Source organism: Pseudobutyrivibrio sp., assembly GCF_017471675.1.
In the GTDB taxonomy this organism is placed as follows: Bacteria; Bacillota; Clostridia; order Lachnospirales; family Lachnospiraceae; genus Pseudobutyrivibrio.
Genome location: NZ_JAFUSK010000033.1, coordinates 1 through 17,872 on the forward strand (window position 1 = coordinate 1; position 17,872 = coordinate 17,872).

The following is a 17,872-nucleotide window of genomic DNA, read 5'->3' on the forward strand; positions in this document are numbered from 1 at the left end:
AGCAAGAGGGCCCCATGGAGTTAAGGAGGGACCCTTTAGGGAGGTTCCCTTGGCTCCAATGGGAGATGGCTTGCGGGAGCACGGAGTACTAGGAGGTCGTCTCGTCACTGCTAGAGGTGGCCTACGGGAGCATGATGAATTACGAGGCCGCCGTCTGCGAGATGTCCACAAGGGATTACGTCGGGGGTTGCGTAATACGGGGGAGTAGTGGTATTATAAGACGGATTATGAACGGAGAATAATATGTACGGAGTAGATTTTACAGAAAAGAAGCGTGTGATAATTAAGGTGGGTTCGTCAACTATTACTCATGAGGCCACTGGAAATATTGATTATACTAAGTTGGAGAGGCTTGTAAGGCAGTTGTGCGACCTTAGGGCCCAGGGGAAGGATGTGTGCCTGGTTTCTTCTGGTGCTATTGCTGTGGGTAGATACGCAATAGGGCTTAAGGAAAGGCCTACGGACTTGGCAACTAAGCAGGCGTGTGCTTCTATTGGGCAGGCTTTTTTGATGTCGGTTTATCAGAAGCTGTTTTCTGAGTATAATCAAAAGGCAGGGCAGATTCTTATGACTAAGAAGACTATGACTGACCCTGAATCTAGAGAGAACGCTAGGAATACCTTTGAGGAGCTTTTTAATCTTGGAGTAATTCCTGTTGTTAATGAGAATGATACAGTAGCCACACATGAGATTCAGTTTGGTGATAATGATTCTCTGTCTGCAATTGTTGCAGCACTGGTTAAGGCTGATGCCTTGGTGCTTCTTTCAGATATTGATGGGCTTTACACTGATGATCCTGGTATTAATCCTGATGCTGAGTTTGTACCTGTTGTTTCAGATATAGATGCAGTGGCAGATATGGCCAGTGGTGAAAGCACTTCAAATGTAGGTACAGGTGGCATGACAGCTAAGCTTAGGGCTGCTCAGATTGCTACATACTCTGGTGCAGATATGGTTATTACTAATGGTAAGCATATCGGTAATATCCATCGTATTTTTGAAAATAAAGATAAGGGCACACTCTTTGTTGCAAATAAAAGAGATGATGTTCGAGTGTTAGATTTGTTAGAGGATTAATCATGATTACAGAAAAAGATATTGCAAGAATTAATGAGCTTTATCATAAAAGTAAAGCAGAAGGTCTTACTGAGGCAGAAAAGGAAGAGCAGGCTAAGCTTAGAAAGGCTTATATTGCAGCTATCAGGGGCAATATTAGGGCTCAGCTTAATAATATAGACCTTGTAGATGAAAATGGTAATATAGAAAATCTTGGCGAAAAGTATGGAAATAAATCAAAGTAAAGATTTAAGGAATATTCATAAAAAGCTTAGAAATGATATGTCTGACATGGAGCATAAGATTAAATCCGCAGACATTGTAAAGAATACTTTGGCTCTTTTAGAATCTGATTTTAAAGGGGCTAATATTTTTTTATGTTATTATCCATTTGGTTCAGAAGTTGATTTGTTACCTCTTTATGAGAATCTCTTAAACAAGGGAAAGATATTATATTTCCCTGTTTCAGATGTAAAAAATCATCAGTTATATTTTTATAAAATATCGCATTTACGAAGTGATTTTGTTAAGGGCGCCTATGATATCATGGAGCCAAAGTGTGATTTGGAAATTTTTGATTACCAAAATATCATACTAAATCAATCTAATAAGATTATTTGCATCACTCCAGGTTTGGTTTTTGATAGAGCTTTTAATAGAATAGGCTATGGTGCTGGTTTTTATGATAGGTTTTTAGAGGATAAAAATCTTGTTAAAATAGCAATGTGTTTTAATAATCAGCTAAGGCCTTCTATTTCTACCTGTGAGCATGATGTTAAAATGAATATTATTGTTACTGAAGATGAAGTTTTGAAAGGAGATAGGCTATGACATTAATGGAACTGCTAACAAAGGCTAAAGAAGCAAAGTATCAGGTAGCTTTACTGCCCACAGATGTAAAAAACAAAGCCATACTTGCTGTGGCTGATGCTCTTGTTTCAAATAGTAAGGATATTATTGCTGCAAATGCAATTGATATGGAAAAGGGCAAAGACAAAGGCTTATCTTTAGGACTTCTTGATAGATTAAAGCTTGATGAAGGAAGAATTGAGGGCATGGCTGAGGGGCTTCGCCAGGTTGTAGCCTTAGAGGATCCAATAGGCAAGATTACGGAACAGTGGACTCGCCCTAATGGTCTACAGATTGCTAAGCGTCTAGTTCCAATTGGTGTTGTCGGCGTTATTTATGAGGCAAGACCAAATGTTACCGCAGATGTATTTGGGCTTTGCTTTAAGACAGGTAACGCAATAGTTCTCAAGGGTGGAAGTGATGCCTTAGAATCTAATAAAGCCATTGTAAAGGTTATTAGAGAAACCTTGGCTAAAGAAAATCTTCCAGTGGATGCAATCACTCTTATTGAAGATACCACCAGAGAATCTACTAACCAGCTTATGAGAATGAATGGATATGTGGATGTTCTTATTCCTAGAGGTGGGGCTGGTCTTATCAAATCAGTTGTAGAAAATGCATCTGTTCCTGTTATTGAAACAGGCTCAGGTAATTGCCATATATATGTAGATAGTGATGCAGATATAGATATGGCTATCTCTATTATCGAAAATGCCAAGACTCAACGAATTGGTGTATGTAATGCCTGCGAGTCACTTGTAATTCATAAGGATATTGCTGCAAAGCTGCTGCCAGCTCTTAACACTAAGCTTAAGGAACATGGCGTTAAGATATTTGCAGATGAAAAATCAAGAGAGTTCTTAGAAGGCTCTGAGGCTGCAACAGAAGAGGATTTTGGTAAGGAATATCTTGATTACATTATCTCTGTTAAGACTGTAGAAAGCGTAGAAGAAGCTATCGCTCACATTAATAAATATAACACAGGTCATTCAGAGTCTATCATTACTAATATTGAAGAGAATGCAAATAAATTCTTAGATGGAATAGATGCTTCTTGCGTTTATGTAAATGCATCTACACGTTTTACAGATGGATTTGAATTTGGCTTTGGTGCAGAGATTGGAATCAGCACCCAAAAGCTTCACGCAAGAGGACCAATGGGGCTGCTTGCATTAACAAGCTACAAATACACCATTCATGGTAATGGTCAGGTTAGAAAATAATTAATAAAGGAATTAAAATGAGTATTACAGATTTATTAAACAATGCTCCAACTCAGGAGCCAGAGCGTCAGTATTATTTTATTGCTGAGGCAAAAAAGATTATCGAAAAGAAGGAGCAGGAGCTTGGTAGAAAGCTTACATGCTGTGTTACCACCTTTGGTTGTCAGATGAATGCCAGGGATTCTGAAAAGCTACTTGGAGTTCTTAAGGAAATTGGATATGTTGAGACTACAGATGAAAACGCAGATTTTGTAATTTACAATACCTGCACAGTCAGAGAAAACGCCAATAATAAGGTATATGGACACCTTGGTATTCTTCATGGATATAAGAAAAAGAATAAAGACATGATGATTGGCCTTTGCGGATGTATGATGCAGGAGCCTACTGTTATTGAACATCTACAATCAAACTATAAATTTGTTGATTTGATTTTTGGTACTCACAATCTTTACAAGTTTGCAGAACTATTTACAACAGCACTCCTTAACAAGAAGGGCATGATTATTGATATCTGGAAGGATACAGATAAGATTGTAGAGAATCTTCCAATCTCTCGTAAGTACCCATTCAAGTCCGGTGTAAACATCAGCTTTGGCTGTAACAATTTCTGTACATATTGCATCGTTCCTTATGTTAGAGGTAGGGAGCGCTCTAGAAAGCCTGAGGATATTGTAAACGAGATTAAAGCTTTAGTTGCTGATGGGGTTGTAGAAATTATGCTTCTTGGTCAGAATGTTAATTCCTACGGTGTAGGCCTTGATGAAAAGGTTACCTTTGCAGATTTACTTCGCATGGTTAACGATATTGAAGGGCTTGAGCGTATCCGCTTTATGACACCTCATCCTAAGGATTTATCTGATGATCTGATTGAAGCAATGGCTACACTTCCTAAGGTATGCCATCACATGCATTTACCACTTCAATCAGGTAGCTCAGAAATCCTTAAGAAGATGAATAGACGCTACACTAAGGAGCATTATCTTGAGCTGGTAGAAAAGCTTAGAGCACGTGTTCCGGATGTAGCTATTACAACAGATATTATTGTAGGCTTCCCAGGTGAGACAGAAGAGGATTTCCTTGAAACTATGGATGTGGTAGATAAGGTTCATTATGATAGTGCCTTTACATTTATTTATTCTAAGCGTACAGGTACACCTGCTGCATCTATGGATAATCAGGTACCAGAGGATGTAGTTAAGGATAGATTCGATAGACTGCTTGCCCTTGTTCAAAAGCACGGTCACGAAAAGGTTAAGGCCTTAGAAGGTACAACACAGGAAGTGTTAGTTGAAGAGGTAAATGAACAGGATTCTTCACTTGTTTCTGGCAAGCTTGCTAATAATGTTACAGTTCATTTCCCTGGAGATGAATCTATGATTGGAAAAATTGTTAAGGTTAGGTTAAACTGTTGTAAAGGGTTCTACTTTATAGGAGAACTAGCCTAAAAATTACAAGGGGGATACCCAATGTTTGCATATATTAGAGGAACACTTGCAGATATTGATGAAAATATTGTTGTTGTAGAGAATAATGAGATTGGTTACAGTGTCAGTTCATCCATGAACACAATCAGAATGTTACCTAACATTGGTTCAGAGGTTAAACTTAACACTAAGCTTATTCCTAAGGAGGATTCTCTTACTTTATATGGATTCTATGATAAGGAGGAGCTTAAGATGTTTGAGCTTCTTCTTTCAGTTAGTGGAATTGGTCCAAAGGGAGCGCTGGCAATCCTTAGCTCCATGACTGTTTCAGATATTCAGTTTGCTGTTGCGGGTGGTGATGCCAAGGCTTTTGCTGCCGCTCCTGGTGTAGGTAAGAAAACAGCCGAGAGAGTCATTATAGATCTTAAGGATAAGGTAGATATTATTGGTGCCTTTGAGGCCAAGATTACATCTGATTTATCAGGTGTTAAGCCTGCAGCTTCTAATACGGTTAAGGAAGAGGTACTGGAGGCTTTAGTTGCTTTAGGATATTCTGCAAGCAATGCTGCCAGGGCACTTGACAAAATGACAATTACAGATTCTACAACTACAGAACAGTTGCTTTCCGATACATTGAAGCAGATGTCATTCTTATAAATAGGCGGGTTGAAAAATGCTTACTAACAAACAGATAACATCAACAATTGCAAGTCACGAAGATCTTGTAAATGATAATGCTCTTAGGCCTAAATCTTTTGATGGGTATATTGGTCAGAATAAGGTCAAGGAGAATATGAAAATCTATATTGAGGCAGCCAAAAACAGAGGAGATGCCTTAGACCATGTGCTTTTATATGGCCCTCCAGGTCTTGGTAAGACTACTCTTGCCGGCATTGTGGCAGGTGAGATGGGCTCTAACATAAAGGTTACATCAGGGCCTGCTATCACCATCCCAGGTGAGATTGTAGCTGTTCTTATGACTCTTAAGGATGGAGATATTCTATTTATAGATGAAATTCATCGTCTTTCTAAGCCTGTGGAAGAAACTCTTTATTCGGCAATGGAAGATTTTGCTGTTGATATTGTAATGGGCAAGGACACTACAGCTCGCTCAATACACACTAAGCTACCTAGATTTACACTTATCGGTGCAACAACTCGTCCAGGACTTTTATCAGCTCCACTAAGAGATAGATTCGGAATCATTGGTCACATGGATTATTACACTCCTGAGGAGCTATCTACAATAGTTACAGCTTCTGCTGCAAAGCTAAATGCACCTATTGATTATGAGGGGGCTTACCAGATTGCTCTTAGATCCAGAGGAACACCACGTCTTGCCAACAGATACCTTAAGCGTGTTCGTGATTACGCTGAGGTAAGATATGATGGAAGAATCTCAAAGGAGGTTGCTGCTGCAACACTTGATTCTTTAGAGGTAGACACACTTGGTCTTGATAATAATGATAGAAACATATTGCTTGCTATTATCGAACGTTTCGGAGGGGGGCCTGTAGGTCTTGATAATCTGGCTGCTACAGTAGGAGAGGATTCTGGTACTATTGAGGATGTATATGAGCCATATTTGCTTCAGCATGGGCTTATTATCAGAACTCCAAAGGGAAGGGTTGCAACAAAAGAAGCTTACGAACATTTTGGTATGCCTATTCCAGAAAATGTAATATAAACTAACTAAGAAATCTTGTTTTTATCCTTGAAGAAAGTTATAATTAAACTTGAATTTTAAGCGGGAGGACAGTATATGGTTTCCGAAAAGAGCGCAAAGGTGCTTATAGGCGGAAAAGTTTATACATTAAGCGGCTACGAGGAAGAAGAGTATCTTCAGAAGGTAGCTAATTACATCAATTCTAAGCTCGAAGAGTTTAATTCGATTGATGATTATAAGCGTATTTCAGCAGACTTAAAGGCTACATTGCTTGAACTTAATATAGCTGATGATTATTTTAAAGCCAAGACAAAGGTGGAATCCCTTGAATCGGATTTAGATATTCGTGATAAAGAGATTTATAATCTTAAGCATGATTTAATTTCAGCACAGCTAAAGACACAAACCTTAGAAGAGACTATCGAAAAGCTTGAGTCAGAAAATAAGGAGCTCCTACTTAATAAGACTAAGCTTGAAGCATCATTAGAGGATGCTCTTTTAGGTTCAATTACAGATAACTAATTATGGGGTCCCGAAAGGGACCCTTATTTTTTACAAGAGGTATTTATGAATCAGTTAGAATTACTTTCACCAGCTGGTGATTTAAAAATATATAAGGCTGTAGTTAATGCAGGAGCGGACGCTGTCTATTTTGGTGGCGATTTATTTGGTGCCAGGGCTTATGCTAAGAATTTTACTATAGATGAAGCTAAAGAGGCCATTGAATACGGTCATCTTCATGGTGTCAAATCATATCTTACAGTAAACACGCTGCTTAAGAATACTGAGATAGAAGGAAAGCTGTACGAATATCTAAAGGCTTATGTAGAAAACGGTATAGATGCATTTATTGTTCAGGATTTTGGCGTCTTTAATTTTATAAGAGAATATTTTCCTGATACCCATATTCATGTTAGTACCCAGGCCAGCCTTTGTACTAAATATGGAGCTGAGTTTTTTGAAAATCTTGGTGCTAGCAGAATTGTTACAGCAAGAGAGATATCCCTTAAAGAAATTTCTAATATACATGAGGCTTGTCCTAATCTTGAAATAGAAAGCTTTATTCATGGTGCACTTTGCGTATGCTATTCTGGTCAGTGCTTAATGTCATCTATTTTAGGAGGACGTTCTGGAAACAGAGGCCGTTGTGCTCAGCCTTGTCGCCTGCCTTACGAAGCTTTTGATGAAAATGGCAGAAAGCTTAATAAAAAGGGCAACTATATCTTATCTCCAAAGGATTTTTGCACTATAGAATATTTGCCTGAAATGATAGATGTAGGCGTTATGTCCTTTAAAATAGAGGGCAGAATGAAGCAGCTAGAGTATGCCACAGGTGTTGTCAGTGTCTACAGACATTATTTAGATGAATACCTATACAAGGGAGCCAAGAATTATCAGGTTAGTGAAGCAGATATTAAAAGGCTACTTGATTTTGGAAATAGAAGTGGATTTACATCTTTATACTTAAAGGAACATAATGGGCCTGATATGATTACCTTTGAGGCACCATCCCATACTAAATCAGACAATCCGGCTCAAGAATTTCCTGAAAAGAAAATTCCGTTAGATTGCAAAGTCAGTGCCCTTCTTGGAAAAGAATTTACAGTTACATTCACTGATGAAAATGGAAATATGGGTACTGCTTCATCCAACATAATTGAGAAAGCCAATAACAGGTCTGCTACAAAAGAGGATATTGAAAAGGCAGTATCTGGCCTTGGTAATACAGGCTTTACTATCAATAAGCTACATATTGATTATGATGATGGAATATTCCTGCCTGTATCTGTAATAAAAAATGCAAGAAGAGAAGCTATAGAAGTACTTACAAATAATCTATTAGGTTCTTCAAATAAAAGAATACTTCCATTTAAGGCGCTTAAAGAAGATGATAAGGCAGGATTTTCAAATAATCCAAATTGCTTTGTTACAGCCACTACTATAGAGCAAATTAAAGCAGCTAGTGAATTTGATTTTGTCGATAGTATTGCTGTTCCAGCTAAGCTTTTTAAGGAGGCTAAAAAGCTGTTTAATGGAAAGGTTTATATTTACTTGCCTGCAATTTTAAGAGATGAATATATTTCGTCATTAGAATTAAGTGATGAGGCAGATGGGGTAGTTGCTGCTTCATTTGATGAGCTTGGAATGCTTATAAATAAGGGCTACCCTAAAGATAAGATTATCCTTGATCATAGACTATATAGCTTTAATAATAGAAGCGTAAACGGCCTTAAGGCAAATGGCTTTACTAGAAGCACATTACCTTATGAGCTGTCACTTAAAGAGCTTAGACACCGTAATAATCAAGGCTCTCAGATGATTGTATACAGCAGAATTCCTATGATGATTACTGCTAATTGTACAGTAAAAAACACTATTGGATGCAATAAATCAAACAAGCAGATTACTATCGTAGATAGAAAAAATGAGAATTTATCAGTTGTTTGCAATTGCGATTATTGCTATAACACTATTTATAACAGCAAGAGATATATTGCATTTGACTTAAGAGATGATATACTTTCACTTAATTTAGAAGAGCTTAGATTAGATTTTACTATTGAGGATGCTAATGAGGTCCGCAATATCCTAGACTTATATGATAAAGTCTTTAATCAAAACCAACCTTTTACATATAAGGAAGACTATACTAAAGGACATTTAAAAAGAGGAGTTGAATAGTTTTGGTTAGTGTACTTATTTCCTTTTCAAGAATTACATTGCTGGCATTTGTACTGGCTTTTACTTTTATTGATATTATTCAGATATTCGAATTTAAAAACAGTGAAGTCTTTGGAAGTGTTATGTCTACCATTCAATCAGTTATGGTGGTGTTACTTTTGTGTAATACTTCCATAATTCTGTATTTGGTCAGAGAAGACAGTATATATTTATTTTTACTTGCAGGACAGCTTTTGTTGTTTGCGCTTATTGGTATTTCTCTTAATAAGCTTACTTATCCTATGTCTAAAGCATTAATTAATAATATGATGTTTTTTCTTACGCTAAGCTTTGCTTTTCTTGAAAGGTTAAGCCAGGGAAGGGCCATTAGGCAATTCGTATTTGCGATAGTTTCATTGATTATATCGATAATAGTAATTATGATACTTCGCCAGATTAAAAGAATCGAAAGCTTTATGTATGTTTTTGCTGCAATAGGTATTATATTACTTTTGATTGTAAGCCTTGCAGGCAAGGTTGAATACGGGGCAAAACTATCCTTATCCTTTGGTAACATCAGTATTCAGCCTAGTGAGTTTGTAAAGCTGTCATTTTTATTTTTTATTAGTGGATGCATTGTAACCTACAAGGATTTTAGAGGCTTTTTGTTCGCATCTGTTGGTGCTGGCTTACATGTGATTATCCTTGTTCTTTCTAAAGATTTAGGAACAGCATTAATCTTTCTTGTTGCCTATGTACTGCTTATATTTATAGCCTACAAAAATTATATAGTGCTAGGGCTTGAGATTAGTGTGGCTGCCATAGGCGGCATTCTTGCATACAATTTATTCCCTCATATACAGTCCAGATTTATTGCCTGGTCTGACCCACTTTCTGTAGTGGACGATAAGGGCTATCAGATTTCGCAATCTTTATTTGCCATAGGAACAGGTGGCTGGATTGGCTCTGGCTTTACAGCAGGCCAGCCTACAAAGATTCCTGTAGTTACAAAGGATTTCATTTTTGCTGCTATGGCAGAAGAGCTTGGAACTATCGCGGCGATATGTATTATTATTTGTTTGATGTGTACTTGCCTGCAATTATTCAATGTGGCTTTTAATTGCGAAGAGAGCTTTTATATGTTGGTTGTTAATGGTATAGCTATTATCTTTTCTATTCAAACAATCTTAAATATTGGTGGTGTTATAAAGTTTATTCCCTCTACAGGTGTAACACTTCCATTTATAAGCTATGGTGGAAGCTCCTTGCTTTCCATGTTCATTTGCTTTTATGTAGCAGAATGTTCTAATGACTTGTTTTATATTGATAATAAAGGCAGAAGATATGACTAAAGAAAGAAATACGAAAAAGGCTATAAGAAAAGAGATATATGTAGTTGCAGCCTTATTTACAGCTGTATTTGTGGCAATGGCTGTTTTCTTGGGCTATTTTGTACAGGTAGGCTCTAAGGATTTTATTTATAATTCCTACAATTCCAGATTTTCGGTTTTTACAGATGATGTAACTAGAGGCAGCATTTATACAGCAGATGGCCACATTATCGCTGAAACCAAAACCGATGATGAAAATAATGAATATAGAAAATATCCTGATGACAGGCTGTTTTCTCACAGTGTAGGATATGTTGGAAAGGGAATGTCAGGCTTAGAGGCCAGTTATTCATTTGATTTATTAAAGAGCCATATTTCACTGGATGAACAGATTAATAACACCTTAAGTGGGATAAAAAGTCCAGGAGACAGTCTATATACCACCTTTGATTATGATACTCAAAAGGCAGCTTACGATGGGCTTGATATGTTTGATGGTGCCGTAATTGCTATAGAGCCAGATACTGGTAAGGTGATTGCCATGGTATCTAAGCCAGACTACGACCCGAATACCATAGCTGAAAACTGGGATGCTATAACAGACGAGACAAAAAATAATTCAGCCTTACTTAATCGAGCTATTGCAGGAGCGTACCCACCTGGTTCTACCTTTAAGATAGTTACGACTATTGCGTATCTTAGAGATAATGATGGTGATGATTATTTCGATTATAATTGCAAGGGCTCTATTACTGTAGATGATTATAAAATTCACTGTAGCTCTAAGAAAGCTCATGGAAGTGAGGATTTGCTTAAGGCATTTTCTAATTCATGTAATAGCGCCTATGCATATATGGGAATTAATCTTGATAGAGAAGTTTTTTTAAGTACCGCTAATTCTTTATTATTTAACGAAACCTTGCCAGCAGCTTTAGGTAATACTAGAAAATCAAAATTTGATATAGATGACAGTACATCAGACTCTATTGTTGCACAAACTGCAATAGGCCAGGGGCAGACTACAGTTTCGCCTTTGCACATGTGCATGCTTGTATCTGCTATAGCAAATAATGGTGAACTTATGGAGCCTTACATGGCAGATAAGCTTGTAAGTGAGGAGGGAGATATTGTTAGTGCCACCACACCTAAAAGCTATGGCAAGCTATTGTCTGATGAAGAGGTCTTGCTATTAAATGAATATATGGAAGCTGTTGTAATGGATGGAACAGCTGATAATGTAGATTTTGGTGATTTAAAGGTATACGGTAAAACAGGAACAGCAGAGTATTCCACAAATAAAAACGTTACTCATTCCTGGTTCGTAGGATATGCTGTAAATGATAGCGGTGATAAGCTAGCTATAGCAGTCATTATGGAAGGGGCAGGATATGGAAGTAAATATGCGGCTCCTCTTGCGGCAAAAGTGTTTAATGCCTATTTTAATTAGGATTATAAATAATTTATTTGCATTTTGCGTAAAAAAACATTGCAATTTATCAATTGCTTTGCTATAATTTCATCGTTGCGTAAATACGTGACGCTGTTTTGAATATTATTACAAGGAGGTGCAATCATGGCAAAATGTGCAGTTTGTGGAAAAGGCGCTCATTTCGGTAACAATGTGAGCCATTCTCATAGAAGATCCAATCATATGTGGAAGTCTAATGTGAAGTCCGTTAAGTGTAATGTGAATGGAACACCTAAGAAGTTATATGTATGTACTTCTTGTTTACGTTCTGGCAAGGTTGAGCGTGCTTAATCTTACACGATATTGAAAGTCACTCGAAAGGGTGGCTTTTATTTTTGCTTTAGTATATAATGGTTGCATAATATGACTAAATATGCGAATTTTGGAGGTAGATTATGCAAGGTCAAATGGAAACAGAGCTTGGTAAAATTGTTATAGACACAGACGTAATTGCGACCTATGCAGGTTCAGTTGCGGTAGAATGCTTTGGTATTGTAGGTATGGCCGCTGTCAATATGAAGGACGGTTTGGTTAAGCTTCTCAAGAAGGATTATTTAAATCATGGAATAAGTGTTAATGTTGCAGAAGATAACACGATTTCTTTAGATTTTCATGTTATTGTTTCATACGGCGTTAGTATTGCTGCTGTAGCAGAGAACCTCATTGAAACAGTAAAATACAAGGTATCATCTTTTACTGGTTTAACAGTAGATACAATCAATATCTACGTTGAAGGTGTAAGAGTTATTGACTAAGGAGGAATTATACGTGGAGATCCAAACAATCGATGCATCTTTGTTATCGAAGATGTTCCTTTCAGGAGCAATGAATCTTGAATCCAAGAAGGAATGGATTAATGAATTGAATGTTTTTCCTGTACCAGATGGTGACACAGGAACAAATATGACTATGACTATTATGTCAGCAGCTAATGCTGTTAGGGAACTTGACAATCCAGATATGAAAACACTTTCAAAGGCTATTTCATCTGGCTCCCTTAGAGGCGCCAGAGGTAATTCCGGTGTTATTTTATCTCAGTTATTTAGAGGCTTTACAAAGGTTATTTCCAGCCATGATGAGGTTGATGTAGCTTTACTTAACGAAGCTTTTGAAAAGGCAGTTCAGACAGCTTACAAGGCTGTTATGCAGCCTAAGGAAGGTACTATCCTTACTGTAGCTCGTGCTGCAGCTGATAAGGCTGCTGAGATGGCTACAAAGACAGATGATGTAGTAGAGTTTGCTGAGGCAGTTATTGCAGAGGCAGAGGATACACTTGCCAGAACACCTGATATGCTTCCTGTTTTAAAGCAGGCTGGTGTTGTTGATTCAGGCGGACAGGGTCTTGTACAGGTACTTAAGGGTGCTTATGATGCTCTTATCGGTAAGGAAGTAGATTATTCTGCAGAGGAAGTAGCTGCACCTAAGGCTAAGCCAGCTGCTACTAAGTATGCCGTTCAGTTTACAATCGAATCTGAAAAGCCACTTGCTTCATACCAGATTAAAGAGCTTAAGGCTAAGCTTGAGAAGCTTGCTTCTGGTAAGGTTTCAGATTTAACTATTACAGAATCTGATTCTGAGAATGTTGTTTTCTCTATTGAGGGTGATGCTAAGGAGGAAGCTCCTAAGTTTACAGAGCCTGCTAAGGAAATGGGATTTGTTTCTATTGCTACTGGTGATGGACTTACATCTATCTTTACAGAGCTTGGATGTGACTACATGATTCCAGGTGGTCAGACTATGAATCCTAGCACAGATGATATTCTTAGTGCTGTTGAAAAGGTTAACGCTAAGACAATATTTGTATTACCAAATAATAAAAATATTATTCTTGCAGCTAATCAGGCAGCAGCTATTTGTGAAGATAAGAAGATTGTAGTTATCCCTACAAAGACAATTCCACAGGGTATCACAGCACTTATTTCTTTTGTTGCAGATGCCAGTGTTGAAGATAATGAAGCAGCTATGACAGAAGAGATTGCTAATGTTAAGACTGGTCAGGTTACTTACGCTGTACGTGATACAATCATCGATGATAAGGAAATCAAGAAGGATGATTGGATGGGTATGGGCGATTCAGGATTACTTTCTGTTAATGCCGATATCAATGTTGCATTCAAGGAAATGGTAGATCAGATGGTTTCTGAGGATTCATCTGTAATCTCTATTTATTGGGGCGAAGGCAGTGACCAGGCTAAGGCAGAGGCTCTTGGTGCAGAGGTACAGGAGAAGTATCCAGACCTTGAGGTTGAAATCTCTGAAGGTGGCCAGGCTGTTTACGCATACATCATTTCAGTTGAGTAAATCGGAGTAATAAAATGGAGTTGTTATCACCTATTGACACTATTAAAGGTGTTGGAGAAAAGACAACTAAATTACTTAATAAGTTAGGAGTATATACCATAGAGGATATACTCCTTTTTTTTCCTCGCACCTATTTAATTTATCCAGAGCCAAGTGTACCTAATAGGGATTCTGTTGAATCCTTGATTAGCGTTGCTGGCAGAATGAAAACCAGTCCTAAGGTATTTAAGTCAAGAAATCGTATGGATATTTTGTCTGCTACGGTTTTTGTTGATGATATACCTGTTGATTTAGTTTGGTTTAATTCCAATTATCTTAGAAACAATTTCGAACCTGGGAAAATATATATTTTTTACGGCAGGCTTATTCTTGATAAGGGGCGTTTTAAAATGTCTCAGCCTTTGATATTTACTCCTGAAAAATATCAAGAAATCAAAAAGCAGCTGCTTCCAATATATCATCTTACAAAGGGGCTAAGTAATAATCTTGTTACCAAGACTGTGCGAAGCGCCTTAGATGGATGTAGGCTAAGTGATGATAGACTGCCAGCTGAAATAGAGGACAGGGGAGATTTTATATCATATAGTGATGCTATTAATGCATATCATTTCCCTGAAAGCTATGAGGAATTAGTAAAGGCTAGAAGAAGACTTGCCTATGAGGAAATGTTTTTCTTTATCTTAAATTCCAGATTACAGGAAAACAATGTAGCATCTTATCCTAATACCTTTAATATTAGTCATCATAAATTTACTGATGATTTTCGAAACAGTCTACCTTTTGAGCTTACCGAAGACCAGCTAAAGGTTCTTTCAGATATTACCGAGGATTTGTCTGGAGAATATGTAACCCAGCGTCTGATTCAAGGTGATGTTGGTAGTGGTAAGACTATAGTTGCATTTCTTGCCATGCTTGATGTGACATTGTCTGGATATCAGGCTGCTATTATGGCGCCTACTGAAGTGCTTGCAAGACAGCATTTCGAGTCATTTAAGGCCTGGTGTGAAGAATTTGGAATAGATATTCCTGTGGTGCTTTTTACAGGCTCTATGAAGGTATCTGAGAAAAAGGCTATGCAAAAGATAGTAGATGAAAATGATGCATGCTTTATTATTGGTACCCATGCTCTGATTTCTGATGGTAGGCAATTTGGGAATCTTGCTCTTGTTATTACAGACGAACAGCACAGGTTTGGAGTTCAGCAAAGGGATAAGCTTTCTTCTAAGGGGGATAAGCCTCATATTATCGTAATGTCTGCAACCCCTATACCACGTACCCTTGCCATGATTTTGTACGGGAACATGCATGTATCTGTTATTAAGCAAATGCCTGCCAACAGACTTCCCATAAAGACTTGTGTTATCAAGGAAAGCATGAGAAATACTGCCTATAAGTTCGTTTCAGACGAGATTGAAAAAGGGCATCAAGTATATATTATTTGTCCTTTGGTAGAAGCATCGGAAACTACTGAGGCTGCCAATGTAATTGACTATAGCAAGAAGCTGAAGGAAAGGTTTAATGATAATTATTCCATTGGTGTTTTGCATGGCAAGATGAAACCTGCAGAAAAGAATCAGGTAATGGAGGATTTTGCCGAACATAACATAGATATTTTAGTATCAACCACTGTTGTAGAGGTTGGTGTGAATGTACCTAATGCTACTGTAATGATGATTGAAAATGCTAACAGATTCGGCCTTGCTGCACTGCATCAGCTTAGAGGCCGTGTTGGTAGAGGTAGCGCCCAGAGCTATTGTATTCTTATGAATGAAAGCTCTGATGATAATCAGTCAAAACGACTTAATATAATGCTTAAATCAAATGATGGTTTTTATATAGCAAAGGAAGATCTTAAGCTAAGAGGCCCTGGTGATATGTTTGGAGTTAGACAAAGTGGTGATTTTAGCTTTAGAGTAGCTGACATCTATCAGGATCAGGATGAGCTTGAAATGGCATCAAAGGATGTAGACGATATAATTAATAAAGACCCAAGCCTGGAAAATCATCCTAAGCTTAGGTCTACCCTTAACTCATTCCTCACTGACCAGTTTTACGTGCTCTAGTGTTGGTGTTGCAATTAAAGAATAATTAGTGTAATAAACTACAAAGCCTGCTACTGAGCTAGCGGGTTTTTTTACATTCTTCTTTTGTAGATAATCGATTTCTACTTTGTCAGAATCTCTGCCAGAAGAATAGTAGGCTGCAAGCTCTGCTGCGTATTCGTAAGTGCTATCTGGAAGCTCTTTACCGTTGGTTTTTACTATAACATGGCTTCCATGAATCTTTTTAGTATGGAACCACCAGTCGTTACCAGTGGCAAACTTAAATGTAAGCTCGTCATTTTGATAGTTATTTTTTCCAACATAAATATCAAAACCATTGTCATCTATGAAGTGTAGAGGCTTGCTCTTTTTAGATTTTTCCTTTTTACCACCAGTGTGCTTTTTGATAAAGCCGTGGTCAATCAATTCACGTCTGATATCAGATAAATCTGTTTCAGTTTCAGCAATACTAAGGGATGCTTCTATTGATTGTAAAAGCTCAAGTTCCTGCTTGCTTTGAGCAATATAGGTTTCTAAGGCCTCAGCAGTACGTTTAAGCTTTGCATATTTATCAAAGTATTTCTTCGCGTTTTCTGATGGAGATAAATCAACATCAAGAGGGATAGTAAGCTCTTCGTTATTGTAGTAATTAATAACGGTAATTGATTTATCGCCTTGCTTAGCTTCATAACCGTAGGTGTGGAGCAGTTCTCCGTATATACGATATTTTTCTCTTTTGGCAGTATCTTTTTCCTGCTTAAGCTGAAGGTCTAGTTTTTTGGATGCACGCTCAATATGATTAGAAATAATTTTTCTTAAATCGGCAGATTTTTGATGTATATTAGTATATGCATTACGTTTTGCGTAAAATTCTACAAGAACCTCAGAAAAGCTGTTTAGCTCTTTCGATTGCATATCTGCATACATGCTAAGTTTAAGTGGTGCGTATTCAACAGGCTTGTTTGTCGCAGAGTCAATGATGATATTGTAGTAATATCTATCGGATTTAACATCATCAATTATAGATGCGAATTCCTTATAAAGCCTATCTTTGTGTTCATCAAAAAGCGAAGCATTACTTACATCAGAATCAATGCCTGCCCTGTAACAGATTTCGTTGGCAATTGTAGGGCTGATGCCTATGAATGATGACATAATAGCTTTAAAAACAGAATCGCTTTTCTTAAGTACAGTTGATTTAAAGAAATCCTCAGTAGCTTCCAAAGGATTGATTTTTCCTTCCTGAGTAGGAATAAAATAATCTCTGCCAGGAAGAACCTCTCTTACGGAGCTTACCGAAGATGGGATGTGTTTTATGGAATCCAGTATCATATTATCTTCGTTACAGAATATGATATTAGAGTGCTTACCCATTATTTCAACGTAAAGGTATTTGAAAGTGATATCACCCATTTCGTTAAGGTGCTGGATTTTAAATCTTACAGCACGCTCCAAGCCCATTTGAACAATTTCAATAATACGACCGGCTCCAATGTGCTTTCTTAAAAGCATGCAAAAGCCTGGTGCTGTAGCAGGAGCTGGCTTATTATCTGAAGTAAGATACATAAATGGAAGAGAAGCGTTAGCTGAAATAAGTAGACGCTTATTTCCCTCAGGAGTATTTACTGTGATTAATAATTCCTCACGCTCAGGTTGAGAAATTTTATTTATTTTACCGTTTAATAAATTTTGGTTAAATTCATGCACAAGAGCATGAATAGAAATTCCATCTAATGCCATTTTTTATCAAGCCTTTCTTCATTGTTATTGACTATAATCATACATTTATTTATAATTAAAAACAACTATGTGTATCTATCTTTTTTGATACGCGAATTCTAAGGAGAC

General features: G+C 37.4%; 16 protein-coding genes. 15 read left to right on the top strand and 1 reads right to left on the bottom strand.

What is annotated here, in order from left to right; genetic code table 11:
• Positions 1–243: 243 nt before the first annotated feature.
• The 15 genes from proB to recG all read left to right on the top strand — a co-directional run bounded on the left by proB (position 244) and on the right by recG (position 16,045).
• Positions 244–1,077, top strand: coding sequence for a glutamate 5-kinase (proB, locus tag IJ535_RS05900; RefSeq protein WP_294300084.1), 834 nt, complete (start codon positions 244–246; stop codon positions 1,075–1,077).
• Positions 1,078–1,079: 2 nt separating this feature from the next.
• The gene (locus IJ535_RS05905; RefSeq protein ID WP_330619515.1) at positions 1,080–1,301 is read left to right on the top strand and encodes a DUF896 domain-containing protein; all 222 of its coding nucleotides are present in this window, start codon (positions 1,080–1,082) and stop codon (positions 1,299–1,301) included.
• Complete coding sequence (locus tag IJ535_RS05910; RefSeq protein WP_294300086.1) at positions 1,282–1,887, top strand: 5-formyltetrahydrofolate cyclo-ligase; 606 nt, start codon at positions 1,282–1,284, stop codon at positions 1,885–1,887. Before IJ535_RS05905 ends, IJ535_RS05910 begins: the two co-directional genes overlap by 20 nt.
• Positions 1,884–3,128: a glutamate-5-semialdehyde dehydrogenase gene (locus IJ535_RS05915; protein ID WP_294300087.1), complete on the top strand. Its 1,245-nt coding sequence runs from the start codon at positions 1,884–1,886 to the stop codon at positions 3,126–3,128. The genes IJ535_RS05910 and IJ535_RS05915 overlap by 4 nt, the downstream gene beginning before the upstream one ends.
• 17 nt (positions 3,129–3,145) lie before the next feature.
• Positions 3,146–4,576: a tRNA (N6-isopentenyl adenosine(37)-C2)-methylthiotransferase MiaB gene (gene miaB, locus IJ535_RS05920; RefSeq protein WP_294300089.1), complete on the top strand. Its 1,431-nt coding sequence runs from the start codon at positions 3,146–3,148 to the stop codon at positions 4,574–4,576.
• A 21-nt stretch (positions 4,577–4,597) separates the two neighbouring features.
• The gene (gene ruvA, locus IJ535_RS05925) at positions 4,598–5,212 is read left to right on the top strand and encodes a Holliday junction branch migration protein RuvA (protein WP_294300091.1); all 615 of its coding nucleotides are present in this window, start codon (positions 4,598–4,600) and stop codon (positions 5,210–5,212) included.
• A gap of 16 nt (positions 5,213–5,228) precedes the next feature.
• The gene (gene ruvB, locus IJ535_RS05930) at positions 5,229–6,242 is read left to right on the top strand and encodes a Holliday junction branch migration DNA helicase RuvB (protein ID WP_294300092.1); all 1,014 of its coding nucleotides are present in this window, start codon (positions 5,229–5,231) and stop codon (positions 6,240–6,242) included.
• 75 nt (positions 6,243–6,317) lie between these two features.
• Entirely contained in the window at positions 6,318–6,743 is a 426-nt protein-coding gene (locus IJ535_RS05935; RefSeq protein ID WP_294293323.1) for a cell division protein ZapA, read from the top strand.
• A 45-nt stretch (positions 6,744–6,788) separates the two neighbouring features.
• Positions 6,789–8,903, top strand: a complete 2,115-nt coding sequence (locus IJ535_RS05940) for a peptidase U32 family protein (RefSeq protein WP_294300093.1) — start codon at positions 6,789–6,791, stop codon at positions 8,901–8,903.
• Between the two features lie 2 nt (positions 8,904–8,905).
• Positions 8,906–10,234 carry an FtsW/RodA/SpoVE family cell cycle protein gene (locus IJ535_RS05945; protein ID WP_294300095.1) on the top strand — a complete coding sequence of 443 codons (1,329 nt, stop codon included), beginning with the start codon at positions 8,906–8,908 and terminating at the stop codon, positions 10,232–10,234.
• Entirely contained in the window at positions 10,191–11,660 is a 1,470-nt protein-coding gene (locus IJ535_RS05950; RefSeq protein WP_294300096.1) for a peptidoglycan D,D-transpeptidase FtsI family protein, read from the top strand. The genes IJ535_RS05945 and IJ535_RS05950 overlap by 44 nt, the downstream gene beginning before the upstream one ends.
• Positions 11,661–11,786: 126 nt before the next feature.
• Entirely contained in the window at positions 11,787–11,972 is a 186-nt protein-coding gene (gene rpmB, locus IJ535_RS05955) for a 50S ribosomal protein L28 (protein WP_015549663.1), read from the top strand.
• Positions 11,973–12,076: 104 nt separating this feature from the next.
• Entirely contained in the window at positions 12,077–12,436 is a 360-nt protein-coding gene (locus tag IJ535_RS05960; RefSeq protein WP_294289602.1) for an Asp23/Gls24 family envelope stress response protein, read from the top strand.
• 13 nt (positions 12,437–12,449) lie between these two features.
• On the top strand, positions 12,450–13,982 hold the full coding sequence (locus IJ535_RS05965; protein ID WP_294300097.1) for a DAK2 domain-containing protein: 1,533 nt from the start codon (positions 12,450–12,452) through the stop codon (positions 13,980–13,982).
• Positions 13,983–13,996: 14 nt separating this feature from the next.
• On the top strand, positions 13,997–16,045 hold the full coding sequence (gene recG / locus IJ535_RS05970; protein ID WP_294300098.1) for an ATP-dependent DNA helicase RecG: 2,049 nt from the start codon (positions 13,997–13,999) through the stop codon (positions 16,043–16,045).
• On the opposite strand, the gene IJ535_RS05975 is transcribed toward recG, so the two are convergent.
• The gene (locus tag IJ535_RS05975; protein WP_294300101.1) at positions 16,013–17,764 is read right to left on the bottom strand and encodes an Rqc2 family fibronectin-binding protein; all 1,752 of its coding nucleotides are present in this window, start codon (positions 17,762–17,764) and stop codon (positions 16,013–16,015) included. The two genes, recG and IJ535_RS05975, sit on opposite strands and share 33 nt — an antisense overlap.
• Positions 17,765–17,872: the final 108 nt, after the last annotated feature.

Bases quoted from the DNA above. Each gene is read 5' to 3' on its own strand.
- ruvB (WP_294300092.1), top strand. From the start codon at position 5,229: ATGCTTACTAACAAACAGATAACATCAACAATTGCAAGTCACGAAGAT.
- proB (WP_294300084.1), top strand. From the start codon at position 244: ATGTACGGAGTAGATTTTACAGAAAAGAAGCGTGTGATAATTAAGGTG.
- ruvA (WP_294300091.1), top strand. From the start codon at position 4,598: ATGTTTGCATATATTAGAGGAACACTTGCAGATATTGATGAAAATATT.
- IJ535_RS05960 (WP_294289602.1), top strand. From the start codon at position 12,077: ATGCAAGGTCAAATGGAAACAGAGCTTGGTAAAATTGTTATAGACACA.
- IJ535_RS05915 (WP_294300087.1), top strand. From the start codon at position 1,884: ATGACATTAATGGAACTGCTAACAAAGGCTAAAGAAGCAAAGTATCAG.
- IJ535_RS05950 (WP_294300096.1), top strand. From the start codon at position 10,191: ATGACTTGTTTTATATTGATAATAAAGGCAGAAGATATGACTAAAGAA.
- IJ535_RS05905 (WP_330619515.1), top strand. From the start codon at position 1,080: ATGATTACAGAAAAAGATATTGCAAGAATTAATGAGCTTTATCATAAA.
- IJ535_RS05975 (WP_294300101.1), bottom strand. From the start codon at position 17,764: ATGGCATTAGATGGAATTTCTATTCATGCTCTTGTGCATGAATTTAAC.
- rpmB (WP_015549663.1), top strand. From the start codon at position 11,787: ATGGCAAAATGTGCAGTTTGTGGAAAAGGCGCTCATTTCGGTAACAAT.
- miaB (WP_294300089.1), top strand. From the start codon at position 3,146: ATGAGTATTACAGATTTATTAAACAATGCTCCAACTCAGGAGCCAGAG.
- recG (WP_294300098.1), top strand. From the start codon at position 13,997: ATGGAGTTGTTATCACCTATTGACACTATTAAAGGTGTTGGAGAAAAG.
- IJ535_RS05940 (WP_294300093.1), top strand. From the start codon at position 6,789: ATGAATCAGTTAGAATTACTTTCACCAGCTGGTGATTTAAAAATATAT.
- IJ535_RS05935 (WP_294293323.1), top strand. From the start codon at position 6,318: ATGGTTTCCGAAAAGAGCGCAAAGGTGCTTATAGGCGGAAAAGTTTAT.
- IJ535_RS05910 (WP_294300086.1), top strand. From the start codon at position 1,282: ATGGAAATAAATCAAAGTAAAGATTTAAGGAATATTCATAAAAAGCTT.